This is a genomic window from Haemophilus haemolyticus M19501 (genome assembly GCF_000222025.1).
GTDB classification, from domain to species: Bacteria; Pseudomonadota; Gammaproteobacteria; order Enterobacterales; family Pasteurellaceae; genus Haemophilus; species Haemophilus haemolyticus_G.
Genome location: NZ_AFQO01000003.1, coordinates 21,327 through 47,103 on the forward strand (window position 1 = coordinate 21,327; position 25,777 = coordinate 47,103).

The 25,777-nt window shown below is 38.6% G+C and carries 25 protein-coding genes, 1 tRNA gene and 1 other annotated feature; of the genes, 14 read left to right on the forward strand and 12 right to left on the reverse strand.

Annotated features, from left to right (window positions below; all coding sequences use genetic code 11):
* Window positions 1-45: 45 nt before the first annotated feature.
* From accA to znuC, 3 genes are all read right to left on the reverse strand, one after another.
* A complete protein-coding gene (gene accA / locus GG9_RS07855) occupies window positions 46-993 on the reverse strand; it encodes an acetyl-CoA carboxylase carboxyl transferase subunit alpha (RefSeq protein ID WP_005630044.1) in 948 nt (315 codons plus the stop codon).
* An 88-nt stretch (window positions 994-1,081) separates the two neighbouring features.
* Window positions 1,082-1,867: a zinc ABC transporter permease subunit ZnuB gene (gene znuB, locus GG9_RS07850; protein ID WP_005630045.1), complete on the reverse strand. Its 786-nt coding sequence runs from the start codon at window positions 1,865-1,867 to the stop codon at window positions 1,082-1,084.
* On the reverse strand, window positions 1,867-2,673 hold the full coding sequence (znuC, locus tag GG9_RS07845; RefSeq protein ID WP_005630046.1) for a zinc ABC transporter ATP-binding protein ZnuC: 807 nt from the start codon (window positions 2,671-2,673) through the stop codon (window positions 1,867-1,869). Before znuC ends, znuB begins: the two co-directional genes overlap by 1 nt.
* A 177-nt stretch (window positions 2,674-2,850) precedes the next feature.
* Between znuC and mepM the strand changes: the two genes are divergently transcribed.
* On the forward strand, window positions 2,851-4,272 hold the full coding sequence (gene mepM / locus GG9_RS07840) for a murein DD-endopeptidase MepM (RefSeq protein WP_032825021.1): 1,422 nt from the start codon (window positions 2,851-2,853) through the stop codon (window positions 4,270-4,272).
* Window positions 4,273-4,386: 114 nt separating this feature from the next.
* Entirely contained in the window at window positions 4,387-5,343 is a 957-nt protein-coding gene (locus GG9_RS07835; RefSeq protein WP_005630049.1) for a sigma 54-interacting transcriptional regulator, read from the forward strand.
* An 11-nt stretch (window positions 5,344-5,354) separates the two neighbouring features.
* Here the strand turns inward: GG9_RS07835 and hflX are convergent, their stop codons facing one another.
* The 3 genes from hflX to rluC form a co-directional block, all read right to left on the reverse strand.
* On the reverse strand, window positions 5,355-6,716 hold the full coding sequence (hflX, locus tag GG9_RS07830) for a ribosome rescue GTPase HflX (protein ID WP_005630051.1): 1,362 nt from the start codon (window positions 6,714-6,716) through the stop codon (window positions 5,355-5,357).
* A gap of 14 nt (window positions 6,717-6,730) precedes the next feature.
* On the reverse strand, window positions 6,731-7,006 hold the full coding sequence (gene hfq / locus GG9_RS07825; RefSeq protein WP_005630053.1) for an RNA chaperone Hfq: 276 nt from the start codon (window positions 7,004-7,006) through the stop codon (window positions 6,731-6,733).
* A 91-nt stretch (window positions 7,007-7,097) separates the two neighbouring features.
* Entirely contained in the window at window positions 7,098-8,066 is a 969-nt protein-coding gene (gene rluC / locus GG9_RS07820; RefSeq protein WP_005630055.1) for a 23S rRNA pseudouridine(955/2504/2580) synthase RluC, read from the reverse strand.
* Between the two features lie 411 nt (window positions 8,067-8,477).
* Between rluC and rne the strand changes: the two genes are divergently transcribed.
* Together rne and GG9_RS0108435 are read left to right on the forward strand one after the other, a co-directional pair.
* Window positions 8,478-11,294 (forward strand): ribonuclease E, encoded by a 2,817-nt coding sequence (gene rne / locus GG9_RS07815; RefSeq protein WP_005630057.1) that lies wholly within the window; start codon window positions 8,478-8,480, stop codon window positions 11,292-11,294.
* A 152-nt stretch (window positions 11,295-11,446) separates the two neighbouring features.
* Window positions 11,447-11,536, forward strand: a tRNA-Ser gene (locus GG9_RS0108435).
* Between the two features lie 51 nt (window positions 11,537-11,587).
* Here GG9_RS0108435 and priC read toward each other — a convergent pair.
* The 5 genes from priC to cmoA all read right to left on the reverse strand — a co-directional run bounded on the left by priC (window position 11,588) and on the right by cmoA (window position 15,851).
* Window positions 11,588-12,172, reverse strand: a complete 585-nt coding sequence (priC, locus tag GG9_RS07810; protein ID WP_005630059.1) for a primosomal replication protein PriC — start codon at window positions 12,170-12,172, stop codon at window positions 11,588-11,590.
* A gap of 30 nt (window positions 12,173-12,202) precedes the next feature.
* Window positions 12,203-13,555: a Na+/H+ antiporter family protein gene (locus tag GG9_RS07805; protein ID WP_005630061.1), complete on the reverse strand. Its 1,353-nt coding sequence runs from the start codon at window positions 13,553-13,555 to the stop codon at window positions 12,203-12,205.
* 109 nt (window positions 13,556-13,664) lie between these two features.
* Window positions 13,665-13,786 (reverse strand) — a sequence feature (His leader region).
* Window positions 13,787-13,880: 94 nt separating this feature from the next.
* Window positions 13,881-14,570 (reverse strand): ribonuclease T, encoded by a 690-nt coding sequence (gene rnt / locus GG9_RS07800; protein ID WP_005630062.1) that lies wholly within the window; start codon window positions 14,568-14,570, stop codon window positions 13,881-13,883.
* 73 nt (window positions 14,571-14,643) lie between these two features.
* The gene (gene gloA / locus GG9_RS07795) at window positions 14,644-15,051 is read right to left on the reverse strand and encodes a lactoylglutathione lyase (protein WP_005628548.1); all 408 of its coding nucleotides are present in this window, start codon (window positions 15,049-15,051) and stop codon (window positions 14,644-14,646) included.
* A gap of 74 nt (window positions 15,052-15,125) precedes the next feature.
* Window positions 15,126-15,851, reverse strand: coding sequence for a carboxy-S-adenosyl-L-methionine synthase CmoA (cmoA, locus tag GG9_RS07790; RefSeq protein WP_032825022.1), 726 nt, complete (start codon window positions 15,849-15,851; stop codon window positions 15,126-15,128).
* Between the two features lie 192 nt (window positions 15,852-16,043).
* Between cmoA and aspS the strand changes: the two genes are divergently transcribed.
* The 6 genes from aspS to ruvB all read left to right on the forward strand — a co-directional run bounded on the left by aspS (window position 16,044) and on the right by ruvB (window position 21,372).
* Window positions 16,044-17,810: an aspartate--tRNA ligase gene (gene aspS / locus GG9_RS07785; RefSeq protein ID WP_005630066.1), complete on the forward strand. Its 1,767-nt coding sequence runs from the start codon at window positions 16,044-16,046 to the stop codon at window positions 17,808-17,810.
* Between the two features lie 21 nt (window positions 17,811-17,831).
* On the forward strand, window positions 17,832-18,305 hold the full coding sequence (gene nudB / locus GG9_RS07780; protein ID WP_005630068.1) for a dihydroneopterin triphosphate diphosphatase: 474 nt from the start codon (window positions 17,832-17,834) through the stop codon (window positions 18,303-18,305).
* A gap of 15 nt (window positions 18,306-18,320) precedes the next feature.
* Entirely contained in the window at window positions 18,321-19,061 is a 741-nt protein-coding gene (locus GG9_RS07775; protein ID WP_005630070.1) for a YebC/PmpR family DNA-binding transcriptional regulator, read from the forward strand.
* A 46-nt stretch (window positions 19,062-19,107) separates the two neighbouring features.
* The gene (gene ruvC, locus GG9_RS07770; RefSeq protein ID WP_005628536.1) at window positions 19,108-19,680 is read left to right on the forward strand and encodes a crossover junction endodeoxyribonuclease RuvC; all 573 of its coding nucleotides are present in this window, start codon (window positions 19,108-19,110) and stop codon (window positions 19,678-19,680) included.
* Between the two features lie 62 nt (window positions 19,681-19,742).
* Entirely contained in the window at window positions 19,743-20,357 is a 615-nt protein-coding gene (gene ruvA / locus GG9_RS07765) for a Holliday junction branch migration protein RuvA (protein WP_005630073.1), read from the forward strand.
* 7 nt (window positions 20,358-20,364) lie between these two features.
* A complete protein-coding gene (ruvB, locus tag GG9_RS07760; RefSeq protein WP_005630074.1) occupies window positions 20,365-21,372 on the forward strand; it encodes a Holliday junction branch migration DNA helicase RuvB in 1,008 nt (335 codons plus the stop codon).
* Window positions 21,373-21,423: 51 nt separating this feature from the next.
* Here the strand turns inward: ruvB and GG9_RS07755 are convergent, their stop codons facing one another.
* Complete coding sequence (locus GG9_RS07755) at window positions 21,424-21,708, reverse strand: DUF5339 domain-containing protein (RefSeq protein WP_005630076.1); 285 nt, start codon at window positions 21,706-21,708, stop codon at window positions 21,424-21,426.
* Between the two features lie 452 nt (window positions 21,709-22,160).
* On the opposite strand from GG9_RS07755, the gene GG9_RS07750 reads away from it, so the two are divergent.
* The 4 genes from GG9_RS07750 to ybgC all read left to right on the forward strand — a co-directional run bounded on the left by GG9_RS07750 (window position 22,161) and on the right by ybgC (window position 25,770).
* Window positions 22,161-23,726, forward strand: coding sequence for a cytochrome ubiquinol oxidase subunit I (locus GG9_RS07750; protein ID WP_005630078.1), 1,566 nt, complete (start codon window positions 22,161-22,163; stop codon window positions 23,724-23,726).
* A 14-nt stretch (window positions 23,727-23,740) separates the two neighbouring features.
* Entirely contained in the window at window positions 23,741-24,877 is a 1,137-nt protein-coding gene (gene cydB, locus GG9_RS07745; protein ID WP_005630080.1) for a cytochrome d ubiquinol oxidase subunit II, read from the forward strand.
* Between the two features lie 110 nt (window positions 24,878-24,987).
* Window positions 24,988-25,281 (forward strand): cyd operon protein YbgE, encoded by a 294-nt coding sequence (ybgE, locus tag GG9_RS07740; protein WP_005630082.1) that lies wholly within the window; start codon window positions 24,988-24,990, stop codon window positions 25,279-25,281.
* Between the two features lie 78 nt (window positions 25,282-25,359).
* Window positions 25,360-25,770, forward strand: coding sequence for a tol-pal system-associated acyl-CoA thioesterase (gene ybgC / locus GG9_RS07735; RefSeq protein WP_005626975.1), 411 nt, complete (start codon window positions 25,360-25,362; stop codon window positions 25,768-25,770).
* Window positions 25,771-25,777 lie beyond the last annotated feature (7 nt).

Sequence of the window (25,777 nt, forward strand, 5' to 3'; positions counted from 1 at the left end):
GATCAAAAAAGAGCGGCAAAAATCACCGCTCTTTTAGAATGTTAGTTAGCAATAACCGTAAGACATTAAACGTGCATAGCGTCTATTTAATAATTCTTCTTTGCTTAGCCCGTCAAGTTCTGATAAATCTTCTTTTAAGCGAAGTTTTAAGTTTTCAGCCATTTCTAGATAATTACGATGTGCGCCACCTAAAGGTTCTTGCACAATGCTATCTATGAGATTTAATTCTTTCAAACGGCTTGCGGTTAATCCCATTACTTCTGCTGCTGTTGATGCCTTTTCCGCACTTTTCCAAAGAATAGAAGCGCAGCCTTCAGGCGAGATCACAGAATAAGTGGAATACTGCAACATATTAACTTTATCGCCCACGCCAATAGCTAATGCACCGCCCGAACCGCCTTCGCCGATAACGGTACAAATAACAGGAACGGTAAGTTGTGCCATTTCGCGTAAGTTACGGGCGATAGCTTCCGCTTGACCACGTTCTTCTGCGCCGATACCAGGATAAGCTCCTGGTGTGTCAATAAATGTGATAATTGGCAATTTAAAACGTTCAGCCATTTCCATTAAACGTAACGCTTTACGATAGCCTTCAGGTGCGGGCATACCAAAATTGCGTTGCACTTTTTCTTTTACGGAACGACCTTTTTGATGACCAATTACCATCACTGGGCGACCATCTAAACGCGCCAAGCCACCAACAATCGCTTTATCATCAGCAAAAGCGCGGTCGCCTGCAAGTTCTTCAAATTCCGTAAAAATATGTTCGATATAATCTAATGTATAAGGGCGGTTTGGATGACGAGCCATACGCGAAACTTGCCAAGCATCAAGGTTAGCAAAGGTTTTTTTAGTGAGTTCGTTACTTTTCTTTTGTAAGCGTTTGATTTCATCAGTTAAATCAACTTTATCATCTGATGCTGCTCGTAATGCTTCAATTTTTGCTTCTAATTCAGCAATCGGCAATTCAAAATCTAAATATTCTTGGTTCATTTTGTTATCCTAAAAAGACCGTAAAAATCGACCGCACTTTATCAAGAATTAAACTGTGGCGCAAATGGTTTTCACTGGTTGGGCTAGCTTATAATCGCTCTTTTTTGAAGAGTGATAAGACAAATAAAAACGCTGAACAAATCACAACAGAAGGCCCTGCTGCAGTATCATAAAAGGCTGATAAGATTAATCCACCTATAATCGATAACATACTGACTACAATCGCCCAGCCCACCATAGATTCTGGCGTTCTCGCAAAGCGGCGAGCGGTTGCCGCAGGGATTATTAATAAGGATGTGATAATTAATGCCCCGACAAATTTCATACTCAAGGCAATCGTCAATGCAGTTAATATCATTAAAATAAAACGCATTTTTTTGATATTAATGCCTTCAACTTGCGCAAGTTCTGGCGATACGGTGGTGGAAAGTAAGGATTGCCAAAAGTAAATTAATGTTGAAAGCACAATTATTACGCCAATTCCAATATAAATTAAATCGGTATAGTTAATTGCGAGTAAATCCCCAAATAAATAATTCATTAAATCTACCCGTACATTCCGTAATAACCCTACTGTCACAACCCCAAGAGATAAACAGCTATGGGCGATAATGCCGAGCAAGGTATCAATAGAAAATTGTGTGTTGCTTTCTAACCACACCATTGCGATAGCAAGAATTAAGGTAAGCACCACAATTGCAATGTAAGGATTGACTTGTAAGAAAATACCTAACGCCACACCAAGCAAGGCAGAATGAGAAAGGGTGTCGCCAAAATAAGCCATTTTCCGCCACACCACAAATACGCCAAGTGGCGCGGTAATAAGCGAAAGCACAATGCCTGTTAAAAGGGCAGGAAATAAAATTTCAAACATTATTTATCCTTATTTTGACAATGCACTGCTGATGAATTACAACCGCACACATCGCCGTGCAAGGTGTGATGATGATTGTGATGATGGGTATAAAAGCCGACATTTTGTGCGAGCTGATTTCCCCATAAACGCATAAATGTTGGATCATTTGAGAGAACATCAGGCGTACCTGCACAGCAAATATGTTGGTTAATACACAATACTTCTTTACTATCCGCCATCACAATGTGTAAATCGTGTGATACCATCAATACGGCACAATTTAATTTTTGTTGGGTTTGATGAATGAGCTGATAAAGCTCTGCCTGCCCCGTAATGTCTACGCCTTGAGTGGGTTCGTCTAGCACAAGTAAATTCGGTTTATTTAAAATTGCACGCGTCAATAATACGCGTTGCATTTCGCCACCAGAAAGTTTTTGCATATTGCTTTTGCGTAAATGTGAAATCGAAAGTTGCTCAAGTGCGGTGGATATTTCTTGTGTTTTAATGCCTTTTTTTAGCGAAAGAAATCGCTCAACCGTAATAGGCAAACTATGATCCAAATGGATTTTTTGTGGTACATAACCAATGCGAACATTTTTACTATAAATGACTTCGCCAGAAGTCGGCATTTGTAGTTTTAATAAGGTTTTTAACAACGTAGATTTGCCACCACCATTTGGCCCCACAATGGTAATAATAGAATTGGGATAGATATTTAAATTAATATTTTGCAGAGCGGTTTTTTGTGCGAAAACCACATTGATATTTTTTAATTGAATGAGCGGTTGTGAGTTTTGCTCGTTGCGAATGGCTGTGATATTCATAAAATCGCCGTGTTTTCAACAATGGTTGGGGAAAATAACGCATTTTTATAGAATTCTCAAGATTTTCTACCCAATGTCGAATATTTAAGCATTTGAATAATGCTTTTTCCATAGGAATGAATTTTCTTTATAATCTGTAGTCTGAATGCTGAAAACTTTTTTATTTTAGGGATGCCAGTGCAACACGTAAAATTAGCTCGAGATAGACGAAAAAAACGCGCATATATAAAAGTAGGCGTGTTTTTGATGGCTATTTTGCTTATTTTGACCGGCATTTTACTTACAATAAAAAGCAAACCTGAAGAAAATCCCATATTTTCCACCTCTGACAGCGGGGAATATCACGAGTTAAATACATCGCCAGATAAAAATTCCACCGCACTTCAACCTGATGAAGATGCCACCTCTTATGATGATGAACTGCAAGCAAAAGATGATGAAGTTGATGAAGTAAAACTATCTTCAGATGATCTCGATACTTTACCTCAACACGCACAAGACGCACTCAATGGTTTATTAGACGCAGCCGATCAAGCCATAAGAATTACTGATCAATTTAGCTATACGGTAACCGAAGGGGACACCTTAAAAGATGTTTTAGTTTTGTCAGGTTTAGATGATTCATCAGTACAACCGTTGATCACGCTTGATCCCGAATTAGCCCACTTAAAAGCAGGTCAGCAATTTTACTGGATTTTAGATAAAAATGATAACTTGGAATATTTAAATTGGCTGGTTTCTGAAAAAGAAGAACGTATTTATGAACGTCTCGAAGATGGGAAATTTAAACGCCAAGTTATTGAAAAGAAAAGTATTTGGCGAAAAGAAGTATTAAAAGGCGAGATTCAAAATTCTTTAAATAGTAGTTTAAGAGAACAAGGTCTTGATACACGACAAATTAGCCAACTTAGTAACGCCTTACAATGGCAAGTGAGTTTGAGAAAACTAAAAAAAGGCACTCAATTTGCTATTTTAGTTTCTCGTGAATATTTAGGCGATAAACTCACTGGTCAAGGTAATGTTGAGGCGTTACGTATTTCATCTGGCGGTAAAAATTATTATGCAGTGCAAGCGGCAAATGGTCGTTATTACAATCAGCAAGGAGAAACCTTAGGCAAAGGTTTTGCTCGTTATCCATTACAACGCCAAGCACGCGTTTCCTCCCCTTTTAATCCAAATCGCCGTCATCCAGTAACAGGACGTGTTCGTCCCCATAAAGGCGTGGATTTCTCTGTTTCTCAAGGCACACCAGTTATTGCACCAGCAGATGGCACAGTTGAAAAGGTCGCTTATCAGGCTGGCGGTGCTGGACGTTATGTTATGTTGCGTCACGGGCGTGAATATCAAACTGTTTATATGCACTTGAGCAAATCCTTAGTAAAAGCAGGACAAACCGTTAAAAAAGGCGAACGTATTGCACTTTCTGGTAATACGGGCATTTCTACGGGGCCGCATTTACATTATGAATTTCATATTAACGGTCGGGCAGTGAATCCTCTTACCGTAAAATTACCGGGTACTAGCAGCGGTATGAGTTCAGCTGAACGGAAACAATTCCTTGTTCGTGTTCGTGAAGCAGAAAAAATGTTAAAACCCTAACTATACAAAGTGCGGTCAAAAATGGTCGCATTTTTACCTTATGTAAAATAATATTTACACTTTGTTGTAAAGAAATTATCATAGCCATATATTAATTATCTCCATTCCCTGAATATGACAATTTCTAAATTTGATCCACAAAATCCTTTCGATTGTTTTATTGTGCAAAGTGAAGCGATGAAAAGTACGGTAGAAAACGCGAAACGTTTTGCTATGTTTGATGTGCCTTTGTTAATTCAAGGCGAAACGGGGACAGGAAAGGATTTGTTAGCGAAAGCCTGCCATTATCAGAGTTTACGTCGTGATAAAAAATTTATCGCAGTAAATTGTGCTGGGTTGCCTGATGAAGATGCCGAAAGTGAAATGTTTGGTCGAAAAGTCGGAGACAGTGAAACCATTGGTTTTTTTGAATACGCAAATGAGGGTACAGTTTTACTCGATGGTATTGCTGAACTTTCATTGAGTTTACAGGCTAAATTATTGCGTTTTTTAACGGATGGATCTTTCCGTCGAGTAGGCGAAGAAAAGGAACATTATGCAAATGTACGCGTAATTTGCACATCACAAATTCCACTTCATTTGCTTGTTGAGCAAGGTAAAGTACGTGCTGATTTGTTTCATCGCTTAAATGTTCTCACTATTAATGTGCCACCATTACGTGATCGAATTGCAGATATTGAGCCGCTGGCACAAGGTTTTTTACAGGACATCAGCGAAGAATTAAAAATTGCAAAACCAACTTTCGATAAAGATTTTCTTCTTTATTTGCAGAAATATGATTGGAAAGGGAATGTTCGTGAGCTTTATAACACCCTTTATCGTGCCTGCTCTCTAGTACAAGATAATCATTTAACTATCGAAAGTTTAAATCTTGCTCCGCCACAAAGTGCGGTAATTTCTTTGGATGAATTTGAAAATAAAACCTTAGATGAAATCATCGGTTCTTATGAGGCACAAGTTCTAAAATTATTTTATGCAGAATATCCAAGCACGAGAAAATTAGCTCAACGTTTAGGCGTTTCCCATACTGCGATTGCGAATAAATTGAAACAATATGGAATTGGAAAATAATTTTCTATAAATTAGGCATCCTGAGATTGTATTTTAATATCCGCTAATCTAGAAAATTGCTTACATAACTTTAACCACATAATTTTATCAATTTGTACGTCTAACAAGAATTCTCCTTGTTCCGAAATTTGTTCATGGCGTACACAATCAAGTTGATAAAAAATATGGCGAAGTTTGCCTTCGTGTGGTTGTAAAATTAAAGAAAGAGAAAGTATCTCATTTTTTAACCGCACTTTAATGGCTTCAAATAATAAATGAATACCTAGCTCGTTTTGAGCGGAGAGATAGACTGCAACAGGCTGGTTTTCATCATTGTATTCGATATGCGGTACAACATTTTCCAACAAATCAATTTTGTTATATACCAATAGAACAGGCACTCCTCCTGCACCAATTTCCTCTAGTACATCATTGACCGCATCGATATTTTCTTGTTTTCGTGAATCAGCCGCATCAATCACATGAAGTAATAAGCTAGCTTCTACCGTTTCTTGTAAAGTCGATTTAAAGGCTGAAACAAGATCATGAGGAAGCTGTCGAACAAATCCTACTGTATCCGCTAAAATTGCTGTACCTACATCTTGAATCTGTAATTTTCGTAAAGTTGGATCTAATGTTGCAAAAAGCTGATCTGCGGCATAAACCTCTGCGTTGGCTAAATGATTAAATAAGGTTGATTTCCCTGCATTGGTGTAGCCAACAAGTGAAATTGTTGGAATGTCTGCTTTTTGGCGTGTTTGGCGATTTTGATTGCGCTGTTTCTCTACTTTTGCCAATCGATTTTGTAATTGAGAAATGCGCACTTTAATTAAGCGACGATCGGTTTCTAACTGGGTTTCACCCGGCCCACGTAATCCTACCGCGCCTTTTTGTTGATCTAAGCCTGTTTTGCGACGAACTAATCGAGTGGATAAGTGTTTTAGTTGCGCGAGTTCAACCTGTAATTTTCCTTCATGAGAGCGTGCTCGTTGGGCGAAAATATCTAAAATGACGCCAGTGCGATCGACCACTCGACAATGACATAAACTTTCTAAGTTACGTGTTTGTGCGGGCGTTAATTGATGGTTAACAAGCACTACATCAGCATTATGTGATTGCACTGCATCTGCAATTTCTTGAGCTTTTCCTTCACCTACAAAATATTTAGCTTGAGGAGTGCTACGGCTTGTGGTGATAGTATCTAATACATCCACATTGGCAGAATCAGCGAGTAGCAAAAACTCTTGTAGATCGTCAGTGTTTTTATCTTGCGCAAAGAAAACGTGAACCACGATGGCGGTATCACGCGTTTTTTCAGATTGTTGAGATGAAGAAAGTGCGGTTGAAATTTCCTGAGAATTTTCAACCGCACTTAATAAATATTGATTATCCATTGATGGAGCTGTGATTATTCTGTTTGAGTTTCCACGCTTTCAACGGCTTCAGTTGTTGCTACATGATGGCTACTATTGTGATGAGAAACAGCGCGCGCAGGCACAACAGTTGAAATTGCGTGTTTATATACCATTTGGTTCACAGTGTTTTTTAATAAAATCACGAATTGATCGAATGATTCAATTTGACCTTGAAGTTTGATTCCGTTTACAAGGTAGATTGATACAGGAATGCGTTCGCGACGAAGCGCATTTAAATAAGGATCTTGTAAAGATTGTCCTTTTGCCATTTTGCTATCCTTTGTTGTCGTTATTATGAAATTTTGATGATAGAAACGAGTTGTCTCCGCGCGCAAGTGTAGCAATAAACACAAATGTTGTCTATTTGCTTTCCCGTAACTTTTGTAAAATTGCTTTCATTTTATGATCTAGTGGTGCATTGAAACGTAGTGTTTCGCCATTTTTAGGGTGCTCAAACCGAATTGAAAAGGCATGTAAGAACAAACGATTCAATCCCAATTCACTCATTTGTTTATCAAAATCTTTATCACCGTATTTATCATCTAATGCAATGGGATGTCCGGCATATTGTGTGTGTACACGAATTTGATGAGTTCTCCCCGTGACTGGTGAAGCCTTCACGAGCGTAGCATTTGTATAGCGTTCTTCAATGCTGAATCGGGTTTCAGATGGTTTGCCTTGCTCGCTGACACGCACAATGCGCTCTCCGCTGGATAATTCATTTTTCAAAAGCGGTGCTTGAACAATTTTTACATGGGATTGCCATTGTCCACGTACTAACGCTAAATAATCTTTTTGAACAGTTTTTACGCGAAGTTGTTCATGTAAATTGCGTAATGCTGAACGTTTTTTAGCAATTAATAAAATGCCTGATGTGTCGCGATCTAAACGATGAACCAGTTCTAAAAAGCGTGCTTCTGGACGCAATGCTCGTAAGGCTTCAATCACACCAAAATTTAAACCACTCCCGCCATGCACCGCGATTCCTGAGGGTTTATTTAAAATAATCAAGCAATCATCTTCAAACAAAATTTGGTTTTCAAGTGCGGCAACTTTATTGAGATTTTTTGAAATCGGCGCATCGTTTTTTTCAGCCACACGCACTGGCGGAACGCGAACAATATCACCTGTTTGCAGTTTATATTCTGGCTTAATCCGGCCTTTATTTACCCGCACTTCACCTTTACGCACAATGCGATAAATTAAACTTTTAGGCACACCTTTGAGTTTTGCTAATAAATAATTATCGATACGTTGGCCGCTTTCATCTTCACTAATTGTCAGCGTTTTTACTGATGAATTAATGATTTTTTCGTTTTGTTCAGTCATCTTTTTTCCTTTTGAAAATTGGCGCGAATCATATCACAAAGGCACTATTAACGTAACTCTATGAACGTAATATTCACCTTGCTAATTAATCGTTTTCTATGGATAATAGAGCGTCTTTTTACGCCTAAGAATTTGCGTAAAAAAGGATAAGTTTTGTTGGTGAAAACTCAATGCAGCAATCGGCATAAGACATTGATAATCAACATTTTTCTTGAAATGAATTAGCTGCTTGCAACGCGTGTGGAATATCGCGTTGTTTTATAAAGCAAACGTTTATGCTTAATAACGTTATCAATGCACCCAGCAACATACAGTCGTGAGATTGACTGGCGCGAGAAACACGAGGTCGATAACGAAGCAAAGTGCGGTTTATTTTGAGGTCTTTTAAAATATTTAATAAGAGAATTGACAATGAAAAGAATGTTAATTAATGCGACTCAAAAAGAAGAGTTGCGTGTAGCGCTTGTTGACGGACAGCGCTTATTTGACCTGGATATTGAAAGCCCAGGACATGAGCAAAAAAAAGCGAACATCTACAAAGGGAAAATTACTCGCGTTGAGCCAAGCTTAGAAGCGGCTTTTGTAGATTATGGTGCAGAACGTCATGGTTTTTTGCCATTAAAAGAAATTGCTCGTGAATATTTTCCCGATGATTATGTTTTCCAAGGTCGTCCGAATATTCGCGATATCTTGAGCGAAGGCCAAGAAGTTATCGTTCAAGTTAATAAAGAAGAACGCGGAAACAAAGGCGCAGCCTTAACCACTTTCGTTTCTCTTGCGGGTAGTTATTTGGTTATTATGCCAAATAATCCGCGTGCCGGTGGGATCTCTCGTCGTATCGAAGGGGATGAGCGCACTGAATTAAAAGAGGCATTAAGTTCATTAGATGTGCCTGAAGGCGTGGGGTTGATTGTTCGTACTGCTGGTGTGGGTAAATCTCCAGAAGAGTTGCAGTGGGACTTAAAAGTTTTACTTCACCATTGGGAAGCGATTAAACAAGCCTCTCAAAATCGTCCAGCACCTTTCTTGATTCATCAAGAAAGTGATGTAATTGTTCGTGCTATTCGTGATTATTTGCGCCGTGATATTGGTGAGATCCTTATTGATAGCCCGAAAGTATTTGAAAAAGCAAAAGAGCATATCAAACTTGTTCGCCCTGATTTCATCAATCGCGTGAAACTTTATCAAGGCGAAGTGCCTCTTTTCAGCCACTATCAGATCGAATCTCAAATCGAGTCAGCATTCCAACGTGAAGTGCGTTTACCTTCTGGCGGTTCAATCGTTATTGATGTAACTGAAGCCTTAACTGCTATTGATATTAACTCCGCTCGTTCTACTCGTGGTGGTGATATTGAAGAAACGGCATTGAATACTAACCTTGAAGCGGCAGATGAAATTGCTCGTCAATTACGCTTGCGTGACTTAGGTGGTTTAGTTGTTATCGATTTCATTGATATGACGCCTGTTCGTCACCAACGTGAAGTGGAAAATCGTATTCGTGATGCCGTTCGCCAAGATCGTGCTCGTATTCAAATTAGCCGCATTTCTCGTTTCGGTTTGTTAGAAATGTCACGTCAGCGTTTAAGTCCTTCATTAGGTGAGTCTTCACATCATATTTGTCCTCGTTGTCAAGGAACAGGTAAAGTGCGTGATAACGAATCTCTTTCCTTGTCTATCTTGCGTCTAATCGAGGAAGAAGCATTAAAAGAAAACACTAAACAAGTGCATACGATTGTGCCAGTGCAAATTGCCTCTTATCTTCTTAACGAAAAACGTAAAGCAATTAGCAATATTGAAAAACGTCACAATGTAGATGTCATTGTTGCGCCAAATGAAGCAATGGAAACACCGCACTTTAGCGTATTCCGCTTACGAGATGGCGAAGAGGTGAATGAATTGAGCTATAACTTAGCGAAAATTCACTGTGAGAAAGATGAAAGCACTGAGGAATCTCTTGTTTCTCGTAATGTGGAAACAACTGTTGTTGCTGAACAACCAGCAGTTGAAAGTGCGGCAGTGGCACTTTCTATTTCTGAAGCAGCTCCAACTCCAGTTGAGCGTAAATCGAATGAACCGTCTTTGTTAGCGAAAATTATTGCGAAAATTAAAGGTTTATTTGCTTCTGAATCCGAAGAAAATAAACCAAAAAATAACCGCACTTCGCGCAATTCTAATCGTAATCAACGTCGTCCACAGGATCGCCGTACTTCTCGTCGTCCACGTTCTGAAAATAACGAAATGGAAAGAACCGAAGAGCAAGTTCGTAATATCCGCGAGCGTAATCAACGCCGTCCTCGCCGTAACTTAGTGGAAGAAAGTATCGCTGAAAGTGCGGTAAATTCTACACCGGTTTTTGAGGCTCAGGATGAAAAAACTGAGCAAGTGACTCAACGCCGTCAACGTCGTGATTTACGTAAACGCGTGCGTGTTGAAGATAATGAGATGGCTGTTGAAAATAACGAAAGCGTTGTTGAACAAATGCCAGAAGTGGGTGTTATCGAAGTTCAGACCGTTCAGGATAATGAAAAACCAGTTCGTCAAAACCAAGAGCGTTCTGAACGTCAAGATCGTCAACGTCGCACTCCACGTCATTTACGTGCAGCGAATAATCAACGTCGTCGCCGTAATCAAGAGCCAAAATCGCCAATGCCATTATTTGCTGCAGTGGCTTCACCTGAATTGGCAAGTGGAAAAGCTTGGGTGGACTATTCAACAGTGAACACTCCGAAAGAAAATAATTTCTTATCTGTGGATGAATTGCTCGAGCAAGAGAAAACTAAAAAAGGTTTTATCACGCCAGCAATGGGGATTGTGGTTGAAGAAAAATCTCTTGAAGTAAAACCAGCATTAGATTTTATTACTCAGCCCGCTAATGAATCTGTACAGAAAAAAGTACAAGAATCTCTAGAGCGTTTAAATTCTCATAAATCTCAAGAGATTGTTGAGTCTATTGATCCCGCGATTAATGTAGATGAATCTGAAACTGTCGAAAAAGTATCGAAATTTATCCGCACTTATGAGTTTAATGGACGTTTAGGTACTATTTCTTCAGTGACTCATACAAAAGCAGAGATGACTTTGGCGAAAGCAAGTGATGAAATGCCAGAAGCTTTCCCAATTATTGAATGGCAAGATTCTCGCTATTATTTTTACGGTAAAGGGGCGGCAGGGCATCATTGTGCGATTAGCCATGTATATTCTGAGCCTACTCGAGCAAAATCAGAGTAATTTAAAATAAAAAATTAGAATTGGCGTGATGTTTATTACGTCAATTCTTTTTATTTTGAGGTTGCAGTAAAAATAATCACTTGATAAAAACGAGATGATTTCTGCTTGACGGTTTTTCTCAAAAAACGTATTATGCGTGCGCATTAAATCACGGAGGAATGGTCGAGTGGTTGAAGGCACCGGTCTTGAAAACCGGCGAGGGTTTACGCCCTCCTAGGGTTCGAATCCCTATTCCTCCGCCATCAACTTTTAAAAGTTAACTAATTCGAGAGAATTAGTTTTTTTATTTCTCATCATCTATTTTCCGTATTTTCACGGTTTCCTAATTCTTCTTTAAATACCAAATATTCTTCTAAAAGATCTATTGCCTCTTGGCATTTTTGCTGGCGTTTTTTATAAACTTCTGCAAGTTGAGCATAACGTATTTTTTCATCATTATTTTTTTCTGCCAGTGCTAAATCTTTATGTTGTTGATAAAGCTTATTCAGGCGTTCTAATGCTTCATAGTATTTTTCCAACCGCTCTCTTGGTGGTAATTTATGAATGCTATGTTGAGATTTTTGAATGGTTTGTTTTGTTGTTTGGGGAGCTGTAAGGTGAGTATTCTTGCGAGTTAAGGCTTCTGAAAGTACGGAACATTGGGCGAGTAAACGCTCTGCCAGAAAATTATAGTGATTAAGATCGTTAGATTCTAATGTCTTTATTCTATCTAGTGTTTGATTGATTTCCTTTAGATAAAAGGAAACATTCTTTCCATTTTCACTGAACAAAGTGCGGTCAAATTTGGCGAAGATTTTTTCTTCTCGTTTGGATAAATGAGCTTGATAAAGTTGCTGAACTTTTTGATCTAATATCTGGATAAGTTGTTGAATGTCCATAAAAATCCCCCAAGTGAGGGATTATAATCGTTAAAGGTACATTGCTGCAATCCAGCCGAATACTAATAATGGAATATTATAGTGAATAAAGGTAGGTACAACAGAATCCCAAATGTGATCGTGTTTGCCATCCATATTCAAGCCAGATGTTGGGCCTAAGGTCGAGTCAGATGCAGGGGAGCCAGCGTCTCCTAATGCAGCCGCAACACCAACGATTGAAACGGTGGCTAATGGTGAGAAACCAAAAGATAAACAAAGTGGCACATAGATAGAGGCGATGATTGGCACAGTTGAGAATGATGAGCCAATTCCCATTGTAATCAACAATCCAACCAGTAACATTAAGAATGCGGCCAAACCTTTACTTTGAATCGCACCATTACTTAAGCTTTGAACTAAATCTGTTACACCCGTTGTGGCATTAATTACATTAGCAAAACCGGATGCCGCAATCATAACAAACCCAATCATAGCCATTAAACGTAAACCTTGTTGGAAGATATCGTTACTTTCTTTCAATTTGAAAATGCCAAATATTGCGAAAATGACTATCCCAACTAAACCACCAATAATGGTTGAACTTGTCACTAATTGTGTTGCGAAGGTCGCTACAATGGCGATTAAACTTGCAGTAATTTGTGTTGGTTTTATGTTTGCGATGTGCGCTTCAATTTCTTTTGTGGTTGGCTCTTGAATAGTAACATCATATTCTCTTGGTTTGCGATAAGTGATGAATATTGCAGTGAGCAATCCTAAAATCATGCCAATTACAGGCAATAACATTGCGAGGGATACTTGAGCTACATTTGTTTGTAAACCTAGAGCAGCCCCTGCTTGATTGATATTTTTTACCAAAATACTTTCGATAAAGATTTTACCAAAGCCAACAGGAAGTAACATATAAGTTGCGGTTAAGCCGAATGTAAGTACGCAGGTTACAGCGCGACGGTCTATTTTTAGACGATTAAAAATAGAAAGTAACGGTGGCACGACGATTGGAATAAAAGCAATATGTACAGGAAGTAAGTTCTGTGAAGAAATGGCGAATAATACCAATACACCAAAAATTAAATATTTAAACCAAGTTAAGTTGCTGGAGCTTGGGGTTTTATTCATTTTAGTGATGATCTTATAGGCAATTAAATCGGTAATACCTGATTTAGAGATCGCAATCGCGAATGCACCAAGCATCGCATAGTTCATTGCGACTTCTGCTCCGCCACCTAAACCTCCAGTGAAGGTTTCAATTGTTTTGCTTAAACCTAGACCGCCACAGAGTCCAGCAGTGAGAGCGGCAATAACTAACGCAATAATTACGTTAATACGTAGCAAACTTAGTGCGAGTAAAACGATAATCGAAATAACAACGGGATTTGTTAACATTGTATTGTTCCTTGTGAATTATTAAATGGTGAATACTTTACTTTAAAATTTTTGATTGTCGAATAAATAATGATGATGTCGTTGCATTGATGACTCCTGTGTTGTAATAAAACAAAACCCCTCGAAAGTTGCCTTCCGAGGGGTAAGATTTTTATTATCCTGTCAGCTCGGAAGAAATCTTCCAAGCACACCAAAAACCTGAAAGATTATTCAGTTGAATGGTGATGATGGTGACGACGGATAATGTTCATTTTTTATCTCCAAATAAGAATTGCTTTTAAACTACTGGAAAAATAAAACGATTGCAACCACTTTTTTATTTTTCTTAAAGTGCGGTCTCTTTTTCAGTTGTTTTTTCCTGTTCTAGTTCAGACGCAATATGTGGGAAGCCACCTAAATCTTTTAAATGATTAACCATATAACAGAATAATTCCGCTGTACGTTCGGTATCATATAGCGCAGAGTGCGCTTGTTTCCCATCAAAGGGGATTTTAGCGGCAAGACAGGCCTTAACGAGAACAGTCTGACCAAACATTAAGCCTGCTAAACTTGCGGTATCAAACATTCCAAAAGGGTGGAAGGGATTACGCTTTACGCCGGTACGTTCAGCGGCAGCCATCACAAAACTTTGGTCAAAAGCAGCATTGTGCGCCACAATGATAGAACGTTGGCAATCTGCATCTTTTTGTCCTCGACGCACCATTTGAAATAATCCCGTGATTGCATCAAGTTCAGACACCGCGCCACGTAGTGGATTGTGAATATCAATACCATTAAATTTCAAGGATTCTGGATTAATATTTGCGCCTTCAAAAGGCTTGATATGAAAATGGCATTTCTGATCAGGATGCAAATAACCGTTTTCATCCATTTTTAATGTGATGGCGGCTAGTTCGAGTAACGCATCTTTTTTTGCATCAAAACCTGCAGTTTCAACATCAATAATGACGGGGAAATAGCCACGAAAGCGATTTTTTAATTGGTTGTGATAAGGGATTTCTTGAGAATCGGACATAATCTATCTCTTAAAAATAAAATAACGTAGGAATCCCTACGTTATTAAAAATACAATAAAAATTGACCGCACTTTAGTTGCCTAAACCAGATTTAGTACTTTTGTTTTCGATAAATTCAATTTTATAACCATCTGGATCTTCAACAAAAGCAATGACGGTTGAGCCACCTTTCACTGGCCCTGCTTCGCGAGTAACGTTACCACCGCTTGCACGAACGGCTTCACAAGTCGCATAAATATCATCTACGCCGATAGCGATATGTCCATATGCTGTGCCATGTTCATATTTATCTACGCCCCAGTTGTATGTTAATTCAATTTCTGCCGCACTTTCGCCATCTTCGTAACCTAAAAAAGCCAGCGTATATTTGTATTCTGGGTTTTCACTGGTACGTAATAAACGCATTCCTAAAACATCTTGATAAAATTTGATTGAACGATCTAAATCGCCCACGCGTAACATAGTGTGTAAAATTCGCATTGGTTTAATCCTTTTTTGATAAAAGTGAGGGCATTATGCCATAAAAAAGTTGAATTAAATAAATTTGTTATGAATTATTTAACTGCAATCATCGAGCCAAAATTAAAGCATTGGAACCAAAGTTCTACTTGTGAAAATCCTACGTTTTTTAACCGCACTTTGTGTGTCTCGATAGAATCTGTACGCATTACATTTTCAAGTGCGGTGCGTTTCTGACTCACTTCAAGTTCGCTATAACCATTAGCGCGTTTGAATTGGTGGTGGAGATCAATCAGTAGCTCATTTACTTTTTCATCTTCAAAACGGAATTTTTCTGATAACACGAGTACGCCGTTTGGATTTAAACCTTCATAGATTTTGGTAAGCAATGCGATACGATCTTCAGGTGGTAAAAATTGCAAGGTAAAGTTGAGAATGACCATTGAGGCATTTTTAATCTCAATGTGGCGAATATCGTCACAGAGAATTTCTACAGGTACTTCACTATGATACGCCGCAATATGTTGGCGACAACGTTCAACCATCGGTTGAGAATTATCGATGCCAATAATTTTTACGTTTGGTTGATGAATATTTCGACGTGCCGAAAGTGTGGCGGCTCCTCGTGAGCAACCAAGATCATAAACGTTACTATCGGCAGTGACAAAGCGTTCTGCCAGCATACCGATTGCAGTAATAATGTTGGAATAGCCCGGTACGGAGCGTTGAATCATATCTGGAAAGACTTCGGCGACGTTTTCATCAAAGGTAAAATCGCCGAGTTTTTCAATAGGCGCGGAAAAAATAGTATCTTTCATGATTTACATTGTGTGCGGGATGTGTTTTTTAACTTTCCACACCCTACGGATTAGAAAATATTTAAAAAGTGCGGTCATTTTAAGGAAAGTTTTCAAAGGGTCAAATAAATTTCCGTTTAAGATTCAAAAGACGTGCCTTTTTCCGTATAATTCTGCGGTATTTTTCCATTTTTATAGAGAGTTAAGGAATTGAATATGATGCGTACACATTATTGCGGAGCATTAAACCGTAACAATATCGGACAAGACGTCACATTAAGCGGTTGGGTTCATCGCCGTCGTGATTTAGGTGGCTTAATTTTTATTGATATGCGCGATCGTGATGGCATCGTGCAAGTGTGTTTCGATCCGAAATATCAAGATGCATTGACAGCGGCTGCAGGTTTACGTAACGAATTCTGTATCCAAATTAAAGGTGAAGTAATTGCGCGTCCTGAAAACCAAATCAATAAAAATATGGCAACAGGCGAAGTAGAAGTATTAGCGAAAGAATTACGCATCTACAATGCTTCTGACGTTTTACCATTAGACTTCAACCAAAACAACACAGAAGAACAACGTTTAAAATACCGTTATTTAGATTTACGTCGTCCAGAAATGGCACAACGTTTAAAAACTCGTGCGAAAATCACCAGCTTTGTGCGTCGTTTTATGGATGACAATGGTTTCCTTGATATTGAAACACCAATGCTTACCAAAGCAACGCCAGAAGGTGCGCGTGACTATTTAGTGCCAAGCCGTGTGCATAAAGGCAAATTCTATGCGTTGCCTCAATCACCACAGCTTTTCAAACAGCTTTTAATGATGTCTGGTTTTGATCGTTATTATCAAATCGTGAAATGTTTCCGTGATGAAGACTTACGTGCAGACCGTCAGCCTGAGTTTACTCAAATCGATGTGGAAACCTCTTTCTTAACTGCGCCAGAAGTACGTGAAATCATGGAATGTATGGTGCACGGATTATGGCAAAACATCATTGGTGTGGATTTAGGTAAATTCCCACAAATGACTTGGCAAGAAGCAATGCGTCGTTTCGGTTCTGATAAACCAGATTTGCGTAACCCATTAGAAATGGTCGATGTGGCTGATATCGTCAAAGACGTTGATTTTAAAGTGTTTAATGAGCCAGCAAATAATCCAAACGGCCGTGTTGCAGTGATTCGCGTACCAAATGGTGCAGAAATTACTCGTAAACAAATTGATGAATATACACAATTTGTTGGTATTTACGGTGCGAAAGGTTTAGCTTGGGCGAAAGTGAATGACATTAATGCTGGTCTTGAAGGCGTACAAAGCCCAATTGCGAAATTCTTAAATGAAGATGTATGGAAAGCCTTAGCTGAACGTGTGAAAGCTCAAACTGGCGATATTTTATTCTTCGGTGCAGACAAATGGCAAACCACCACTGATGCAATGGGCGCATTGCGTTTGAAATTAGGTCGTGATCTTGGCTTAACTCGTTTAGACGAATGGCAACCGCTTTGGGTGATTGATTTCCCAATGTTTGAACGTGATGAAGAAGGTAATCTTGCTGCAATGCATCACCCATTCACTTCACCAAAAGATTTTAGTCCTGAGCAATTAGAAGCCGATCCAACAAGTGCGGTAGCAAATGCTTACGATATGGTGATCAATGGCTACGAAGTGGGTGGGGGTTCCGTGCGTATTTTCGATCCGAAAATGCAACAAACTGTATTCCGCATTCTAGGTATCAATGAACAAGAACAACGTGAAAAATTTGGTTTCTTATTAGATGCATTAAAATTCGGTACTCCTCCACATGCAGGTCTTGCGTTTGGTTTAGACCGTTTAACCATGCTTGTAACTGGAACAGAAAATATTCGTGATGTAATTGCCTTCCCGAAAACAACAGCTGCGGCTTGTTTAATGACCGAAGCGCCGAGCTTTGCGAATCCGCAAGCGTTGGAAGAGTTGGCAATTTCTGTGGTTAAAGCAGAATAAGTTTGAAATATTAGGAATGAAGTGCGGTCAGATTTGGCCGCATTTTTAATGATGCAATATAAAAATAATCAATCTGTTCTCGTTGTAATTTACACTAAAGATACAAACCGAGTTTTAATGCTCCAACGCCAAGATGATCCCGATTTTTGGCAGTCTGTTACAGGTACCATTGAACGTGGTGAAACACCAAAAAAAACAGCAATTCGTGAGCTTTGGGAAGAGGTGCGGTTAGATATTTCGGAAAATTCCACCGCACTTTTTGATTGCAAAGAGAGCATAGAATTTGAAATTTTTCCACATTTCCGATATAAATACGCACCGAATGTGACGCATTGCTGTGAACATTGGTTTTTATTGGCAATGGAGCAAGAATTCGAACCAATATTAAGTGAGCATTTGGCATATCAATGGGTTTCCCCTGAAAAAGCAATCCAAATGACAAAATCTTCCAATAATGCGGAAGCAATTAGAAAATATATTCTTAAAGATAAATAATAGAAGGAAAACAATATGGCAGGCCATAGTAAGTGGGCTAATATTAAACACCGCAAAGCAGCACAAGATGCACAACGCGGTAAAATTTTTACTAAATTAATTCGTGAACTTGTTACTGCCGCTAAAATTGGTGGTGGCGATGTGAGTGCTAACCCGCGTTTACGTGCAGCAGTAGATAAAGCACTTAGCAACAATATGACGCGCGATACGATCAACCGCGCTATTGATCGTGGTGTAGGCGGTGGCGATGACACCAATATGGAAACCAAAATCTATGAAGGTTATGGCCCAGGCGGTACAGCGGTTATGGTGGAGTGTTTGAGTGATAATGCAAACCGCACCATTTCACAGGTTCGCCCAAGTTTTACCAAATGTGGCGGTAATTTAGGAACAGAAGGCTCTGTGGGTTACTTATTCAGCAAAAAAGGTTTAATCTTAATCGCAGAAGCGGACGAAGATGCCTTAACTGAAGCGGCAATCGAAGCTGGCGCAGATGATATCCAACCACAAGATGACGGTTCATTTGAAATCTATACCGCTTGGGAAGATTTAGGTGTTGTGCGTGATGGCATTGAATCAGCTGGCTTTAAAGTTCAAGAAGCTGAAGTAACGATGATTCCATCAACAACGGTTGATCTTGATATTGAAACTGCACCAAAATTACTTCGTTTAATTGATATGTTGGAAGATTGTGATGACGTACAAAACGTATATCACAACGGTGAAATCAGTGATGAAGTGGCATCTCAGCTTTAATGATGCAATAAATGGGTAATTTAATTACCCATTTTTTATAGAAATTATGAGCATTATTTTAGGTATTGACCCCGGCTCTCGCGTAACGGGTTACGGTGTGATTCGTCAAACAGGAAGACATTTGGAATATCTTGGCAGTGGCGCAATTCGTACTCAAGTTGAAGATTTACCAACCCGTTTGAAACGCATTTATGCTGGAGTAACTGAAATCATCACGCAATTTCAACCTGATATGTTTGCGATTGAGCAAGTGTTTATGGCGAAGAATGCGGATTCAGCCTTGAAACTTGGGCAGGCACGTGGTACGGCGATTGTTGCTGCAGTAAATCATGATCTACCTGTTTTTGAATATGCCGCACGTTTAGTAAAACAAACAGTGGTGGGCATTGGTTCCGCTGATAAAGTGCAAGTGCAAGAAATGGTGACTCGTATTTTGAAGTTGTCAGATAAACCTCAAGCCGATGCCGCGGATGCGTTGGCTATCGCGATTACACATGCGCATTCAATTCAACATTCTTTACATATTGCCAATTCTGTGAAAATGACAGAAACGCAAGAAAAAATGACCGCACTTTTAAAGACCAGATATAGCCGAGGACGCTTTAGATTAAAAATTTAACTGGATGTTCGTCCAGTTTTATTTTATTCTATGCGCTAAGTTTTTTATCATTCGGAAGAATTATGATCGGTCGCTTACAAGGCATTCTTTTAGAAAAACAACCTCCAGAAATTTTACTCAATGTGCAAGGCGTAGGCTATGAATTGCTTTTGCCTATGACGAGTTTCTATGATTTACCAGAAATTGGTCAAGAAACTACTTTATTCACTCATCTTGTTGTTCGTGAAGATGCTCATTTACTTTTTGGATTTGCCCAGAAAACAGACCGCACTTTATTTCGTGAATTAATTAAAACAAATGGGGTGGGGCCTAAATTAGCCTTAGCGATTTTATCCGCCATGTCGGTCGAACAATTTGCTTATGCAATTGAGAGAGAAGAGCTTTCTAAACTCACCAAAATTCCTGGTGTGGGTAAAAAAACAGCTGAGCGTTTGTTAGTTGAACTTAAAGGTAAATTTAAAGGCGTAAAACAAAGCGATTTCTTTGTCGAAAGTACGCATATTCCGTCAATTCCATCCATTGAATCCCACTCAGAAAGTTCATCTGATGAAGCAATTTCAGCCTTGATTGCTTTAGGTTACAAACCTGCAGAAGCAGAAAAAATGGTGAAACGGGTTGCTAAGCCAGAATTAACCAGTGAACAAGTTATCCGCGAAGCTTTAAAAGCCGCACTGTAGGTGAGACATGATTGAAGCAGATAGAATTATTAGCGGGCAAGCTAAGCTTGATGAAGATGTTATTGACCGTGCTATTCGTCCTAAATTATTAGCAGATTATGTTGGGCAGCCGCAAGTGCGAGAGCAGATGGATATTTTCATCAAGGCAGCCAAACTACGTCAAGATGCCTTAGATCATTTATTGATTTTTGGCCCTCCAGGTTTGGGAAAAACAACGCTTGCTAATATTGTGGCAAATGAAATGGGCGTGAATATTCGCACGACGTCAGGGCCTGTATTAGAAAAAGCGGGAGATTTGGCTGCAATGTTAACCAATCTTGAACCGCACGATGTGTTATTTATTGATGAAATTCATCGACTTTCCCCTGCAATTGAAGAAGTCCTTTATCCAGCAATGGAGGACTATCAATTGGATATTATGATTGGTGAAGGGCCAGCAGCGCGTTCGATAAAATTAGATTTACCGCCTTTTACTTTGGTTGGCGCAACGACTAGAGCGGGTTCTTTGACTTCACCATTGCGTGATCGTTTTGGTATTGTGCAACGTTTGGAATTCTATTCTGTAGAAGATTTAACATCTATCGTTGCAAGAAGTGCGGGCTGTTTAAATCTTGAATTAGAAAAAGAAGCTGCTTTTGAAGTGGCACGCCGTTCACGTGGTACACCGCGTATTGCTAACCGTTTATTACGCCGCGTGCGTGATTATGCGGATGTGCGCAATGGCGGTATTATTTCCGTCGAAATTGCAAAACAAGCGCTCTCTATGCTGGATGTAGATGATGCTGGTTTTGATTATTTAGACCGAAAATTACTTTCTGCTGTCATTGAACGCTTTGATGGCGGGCCGGTGGGGTTGGATAATCTTGCTGCTGCAATTGGCGAAGAACGCGATACTATTGAAGATGTTTTGGAACCTTATTTGATTCAACAGGGGTTTCTACAAAGAACGCCGCGTGGGCGTATTGCAACATCGCAAACTTATCGCCATTTTGGTCTGCAGAAATTATCAGACTAGATAAATTTAACCACTAAAAAAGCCTTATTGTACTCAATAAGGCTTTTTTAATTACTCACTATAACTTTTTAAGTTACTTAATTTTGCTAAACCCACTTCACAACTTTTTAACTGAGTCGCTAATTCCATTTGAAGAATTTGTTGTTTACTTTGGTTTAACTTATTTTTAATTTTTCCTACCTGTGTATGTGTGCCAGGTTGTTTTTCTGCTTGCGCAATCAAATTCTCTGTTTCTTTAAATAGTTGTTCACATTGTTGTGGCAGAATATTTGATGCAAAAGTAGAGGTTGATACAGTAGAGAAAAGTGCGGTTAAAATAAGGAATGTTTTTTTCATTTTAAGTCCTTGTTTCTCTTTATTATAAAATCTAAAAATTAAACTAGGCGGGAAAATAGCAAAATATACTTAGTATGTCTAGCTTTTGAAGTCATTTATTGTTGTAAATTGTGATAAGGATCACGTGTAACATATATTTTTGTACAAAAAATAGCAAAATTGATTTATATCAATTAAATTATCTTTAATAAATAATAGGTATTTTATGTCTTATGTCAAAAATGTGATCTAGATATCGTTTTTACTGTTTTTTATCCTTGTATTTAGTAGTAGAATACCCGCCAATTTGGCTTATCTCTATAATAATTGGTGTTTTTTAACTATTTGAGAATGATTATGTAGATAAACCAATTTAAGCTTAGCTGATTGGAGTTGAGTGATTAGGGGTTATTTAAGGCTTTGCCTTTTTAATCATCATTGGAACTAATGTTGTTTATACAGAGGAGTTGAGAATGTTGGACGTTGTTGACCTTTCTCGCTTGCAGTTTGCTTTAACTGCGTTGTATCACTTCATTTTCGTGCCGCTGACATTAGGTTTGTCATTCGTCCTTGTGATTATGGAAACCATTTATGTGGCGACAGGCAAAGAAGTTTATAAAGATATGACAAGATTCTGGGGTAAGTTATTTGGTATTAACTTCGCCCTTGGGGTGACCACAGGTATCATTATGGAATTCCAATTCGGTACTAACTGGTCTTATTATTCTCATTATGTAGGTGATATTTTTGGTGCGCCATTAGCGATTGAAGCGTTACTAGCCTTTTTCTTAGAATCAACTTTTGTGGGGTTATTCTTCTTTGGCTGGGATCGTTTAACTAAAGGTAAACACTTGCTTGCTACATATTGTGTAGCTTTCGGTTCGAACTTATCTGCAATGTGGATTTTAGTTGCTAATGGTTGGATGCAGTCTCCAGCTGGCTCAGAATTTAATTTTGAGACGGTACGTATGGAAATGACGAGTTTCTTAGATCTTTGGTTAAATCCAGTTGCTCAAAGTAAATTTTTACATACATTAACAGCAGGTTATTCAACTGGTGCAATGTTTGTATTGGGTATTAGTGCATTCTATTTATTAAAAGGCCGTGATATTGGTTTTGCTAAACGTTCATTTTCTGTTGCTGCAACTTTTGGTTTTATCGCTGCATCAGCGGTATTAATTATGGGTGATGAATCAGGTTATGACATCGGTAAAGCTCAACCTGTGAAATTGGCTGCCATGGAAGCTGAGTTTGAAACTCATCCTGCACCAGCACCATTCCATCCAGTTGCGATTCCAAATACTGCAGAAATGAAAAATGATTTTGCGATTGAGATTCCTTATCTTGGCGGTTTGATTGCTACTCGCTCTGTAGATAAAGAAATTACTGGCTTGAAAGATCTTCAATTATTAAATGAAAATCGTGTGCGTAACGGTATTCATGCTTATGAATTGTTTACTCAATTAAAGGCTGAGAAAAAAGCAAATGGCCAAGTAAATGAAGAAACAAAAGCACAATTTAATGAAATTAAAAAAGATCTTGGTTTCGGTTTATTGTTAAAACGCTATACAAATAATGTTGTTGATGCGACCGAAGAACAAATTAAACAAGCTGCGCGTGATACTATTCCAAATGTAGGTCCTAACTTCTGGGCTTTCCGTGGTATGTTAGCTGCAGGTGGTTTAATTATTTTGCTGACCTTCGGCGCATTTGTTCAAAATTTACGTAACAAAGTCACTTCTTCTCGCTTATTGCTTAAAGCATTGCTTTGGGCTATCCCATTGCCAATCTTAGCAATTGAATTTGGTTGGTTCTTAGCTGAGTCTGGTCGTCAACCTTGGGCAATCTATGAAGTTTTACCTGTTGGGGTATCAGCGTCTCAGTTAAGTACTGGCGATTTATGGTTCTCTATTGGTTTAATTTGTGCGCTTTATCTTGCGTTCATTATTGTTGAGATGTATTTGATGTTTAAATATGCGCGTTTGGGTCCAAGTGCGTTAAAAACCGGCAAATACTACTTTGAACAATCATCTAAATAAGCAGGAGATGAATTATGATTGATTATGAATTTCTACGTTTTATTTGGTGGGTGTTAGTCGTTGTATTATTGATTGGTTTCTCTGTAACTGATGGATTTGATATGGGGGTGACCGCACTTTTACCTGTAACAGGTAAAAAAGAAGTGGAACGCCGTATTATGATCAACTCTATTGCCCCACATTGGGATGGTAACCAAGTTTGGTTGTTAACTGCAGGCGGCGCAGTATTTGCGGCATGGCCAATTGTATATGCAGTTTCATTCTCAGGTTTCTACATCGCTTTAGTATTGGTTTTAGCTGCGTTATTCTTACGCCCATTGGGTTTTGAATATCGTGCAAAAATTGATAACCCGACTTGGCGTTCAGTTTGGGATTGGGGACTATTCGCAGGTGGTTTTGTACCAGCATTAGTATTTGGTGTGGCTTTTGGTAATTTATTACAAGGTGTTCCATTCCATTTTAACGAATTGACTCAAGTAACTTATACCGGTTCATTCTTTGAACTATTAAATCCATTTGCATTATTATGTGGTGTTATTAGCTTATCAATGCTTGTGACTCACGGTGCGAACTGGTTACAAATGAAAACAACCGAAGAATTGCGTGATCGCGCTCGTTCAGTGAGCCAAATCGGTGCTATTGTCACTTTAATTGCATTTGTATTAGCTGGAGCATGGTTATACTTTAAAGAGGGTTATGTAGTAACGAGTGTAGTGGATCATTACGCTCCATCTTCTCCAATGAATAAAGAAGTTGCTGTTGAAACTAGTGCGTGGTTTAGAAATTTCAATGAAATGCCAATTCTTTGGATTTTCCCTGCATTAGCAGTAGTCGCTGCATTATTAAATGCGGCATTTTCTAAAGCTAATCGTTGTGGTTTCGCATTCTTTTTCTCTGCATTAACAATGGCCGGTGTAATTATTACTGCTGCAGTATCTATGTTCCCATTTGTGATGCCTTCAAGCTCACACCCTGAACAGAGTTTGTTAATGTGGGATGCAACTTCAAGTGAATTAACATTAACATTAATGTTGATTTTTGCACTTATCTTTGTGGCTATTTCTTTGGTTTATACCATTTGGTCTTATTCTAAGATGTTTGGTCGCTTAGATGCAAATTTCATTGATGAAAATAAACACTCATTATACTAAGGAGATTAATATGTTATATGTAATTTGGGTAGTGGGTGTGTTATTAGCTATATTTGCCAGTGCAAAATTAACCATTGGCAAAGAAAAAGCAGGAAAATTTGACGAGTAATATGATTCATTCACTCTATCAATTAATTAATAAGGGTTCGTTTCGAACCCTTTCATTTATTTTAGCGCTAGGACTAACAGCCGTATTTTTCTTTAATATTGATAATTTTTCAACATTGTTACGAAATGATTCTCCTTGGTGGATTTTGATGATCTTTTGGGGATTGATTACGGTTTGGATTCATGGAATCGGATTTGAAATTAAAAGTGTAATTTGGAAACTAATTTTCTTACCTTATATCGCTTATATCATTATATTTATTAGTGCTGTAGAGCATTTTTATTTACGAGGATGATTTTTTTCTTCGGCATATTGCTTATCTAAAAAACAGGTTCTAAAATATCCGACCTATTGCGGTGGGCAAAGCTTAATAATGTCAGAAAAAACCTTCTATCTTCCCGTTCGAGTATATTATGAAGATACTGATGCTGGTGGCGTTGTGTATCATGCTCGTTATTTGCATTTTTTTGAGCGGGCTAGAACAGAATATTTGCGAGCGTTAAATTTTACGCAGCAAACTTTATTACAAGAACAACAACTTGCGTTTGTTGTCAAATCGCTCGCTATTGATTATTGCGTTGCGGCAAAATTGGATGATTTACTCACGGTAGAAACAGATGTCATAGAGATAAAAGGCGCAACAATCCTTTTTGAGCAACGACTTATGCGTGATACGGTGATGTTATCAAAGGCTACAGTCAAGGTAGCCAGTGTTCATCTTGGCAATATGAAACCCGTGGCTCTTCCTAAAGAAGTAAAAGCTGCGTTTTACAACCTAAAATAAACTTTTC

Coding starts and splice junctions, on each gene's coding strand:
- accA (WP_005630044.1), bottom strand. CDS start 993: ATGAACCAAGAATATTTAGATTTTGAATTGCCGATTGCTGAATTAGAA.
- priC (WP_005630059.1), bottom strand. CDS start 12,172: ATGGACATTCAACAACTTATCCAGATATTAGATCAAAAAGTTCAGCAA.
- GG9_RS07775 (WP_005630070.1), top strand. CDS start 18,321: ATGGCAGGCCATAGTAAGTGGGCTAATATTAAACACCGCAAAGCAGCA.
- cydB (WP_005630080.1), top strand. CDS start 23,741: ATGATTGATTATGAATTTCTACGTTTTATTTGGTGGGTGTTAGTCGTT.
- hflX (WP_005630051.1), bottom strand. CDS start 6,716: ATGGATAATCAATATTTATTAAGTGCGGTTGAAAATTCTCAGGAAATT.
- rluC (WP_005630055.1), bottom strand. CDS start 8,066: ATGACTGAACAAAACGAAAAAATCATTAATTCATCAGTAAAAACGCTG.
- ybgC (WP_005626975.1), top strand. CDS start 25,360: ATGTCAGAAAAAACCTTCTATCTTCCCGTTCGAGTATATTATGAAGAT.
- GG9_RS07835 (WP_005630049.1), top strand. CDS start 4,387: ATGACAATTTCTAAATTTGATCCACAAAATCCTTTCGATTGTTTTATT.
- aspS (WP_005630066.1), top strand. CDS start 16,044: ATGATGCGTACACATTATTGCGGAGCATTAAACCGTAACAATATCGGA.
- rne (WP_005630057.1), top strand. CDS start 8,478: ATGAAAAGAATGTTAATTAATGCGACTCAAAAAGAAGAGTTGCGTGTA.
- rnt (WP_005630062.1), bottom strand. CDS start 14,570: ATGTCCGATTCTCAAGAAATCCCTTATCACAACCAATTAAAAAATCGC.
- znuB (WP_005630045.1), bottom strand. CDS start 1,867: ATGTTTGAAATTTTATTTCCTGCCCTTTTAACAGGCATTGTGCTTTCG.
- GG9_RS07755 (WP_005630076.1), bottom strand. CDS start 21,708: ATGAAAAAAACATTCCTTATTTTAACCGCACTTTTCTCTACTGTATCA.
- hfq (WP_005630053.1), bottom strand. CDS start 7,006: ATGGCAAAAGGACAATCTTTACAAGATCCTTATTTAAATGCGCTTCGT.
- GG9_RS07750 (WP_005630078.1), top strand. CDS start 22,161: ATGTTGGACGTTGTTGACCTTTCTCGCTTGCAGTTTGCTTTAACTGCG.
- gloA (WP_005628548.1), bottom strand. CDS start 15,051: ATGCGAATTTTACACACTATGTTACGCGTGGGCGATTTAGATCGTTCA.
- ruvC (WP_005628536.1), top strand. CDS start 19,108: ATGAGCATTATTTTAGGTATTGACCCCGGCTCTCGCGTAACGGGTTAC.
- ruvA (WP_005630073.1), top strand. CDS start 19,743: ATGATCGGTCGCTTACAAGGCATTCTTTTAGAAAAACAACCTCCAGAA.
- ybgE (WP_005630082.1), top strand. CDS start 24,988: ATGATTCATTCACTCTATCAATTAATTAATAAGGGTTCGTTTCGAACC.
- GG9_RS07805 (WP_005630061.1), bottom strand. CDS start 13,555: ATGTTAACAAATCCCGTTGTTATTTCGATTATCGTTTTACTCGCACTA.
- znuC (WP_005630046.1), bottom strand. CDS start 2,673: ATGAATATCACAGCCATTCGCAACGAGCAAAACTCACAACCGCTCATT.
- ruvB (WP_005630074.1), top strand. CDS start 20,365: ATGATTGAAGCAGATAGAATTATTAGCGGGCAAGCTAAGCTTGATGAA.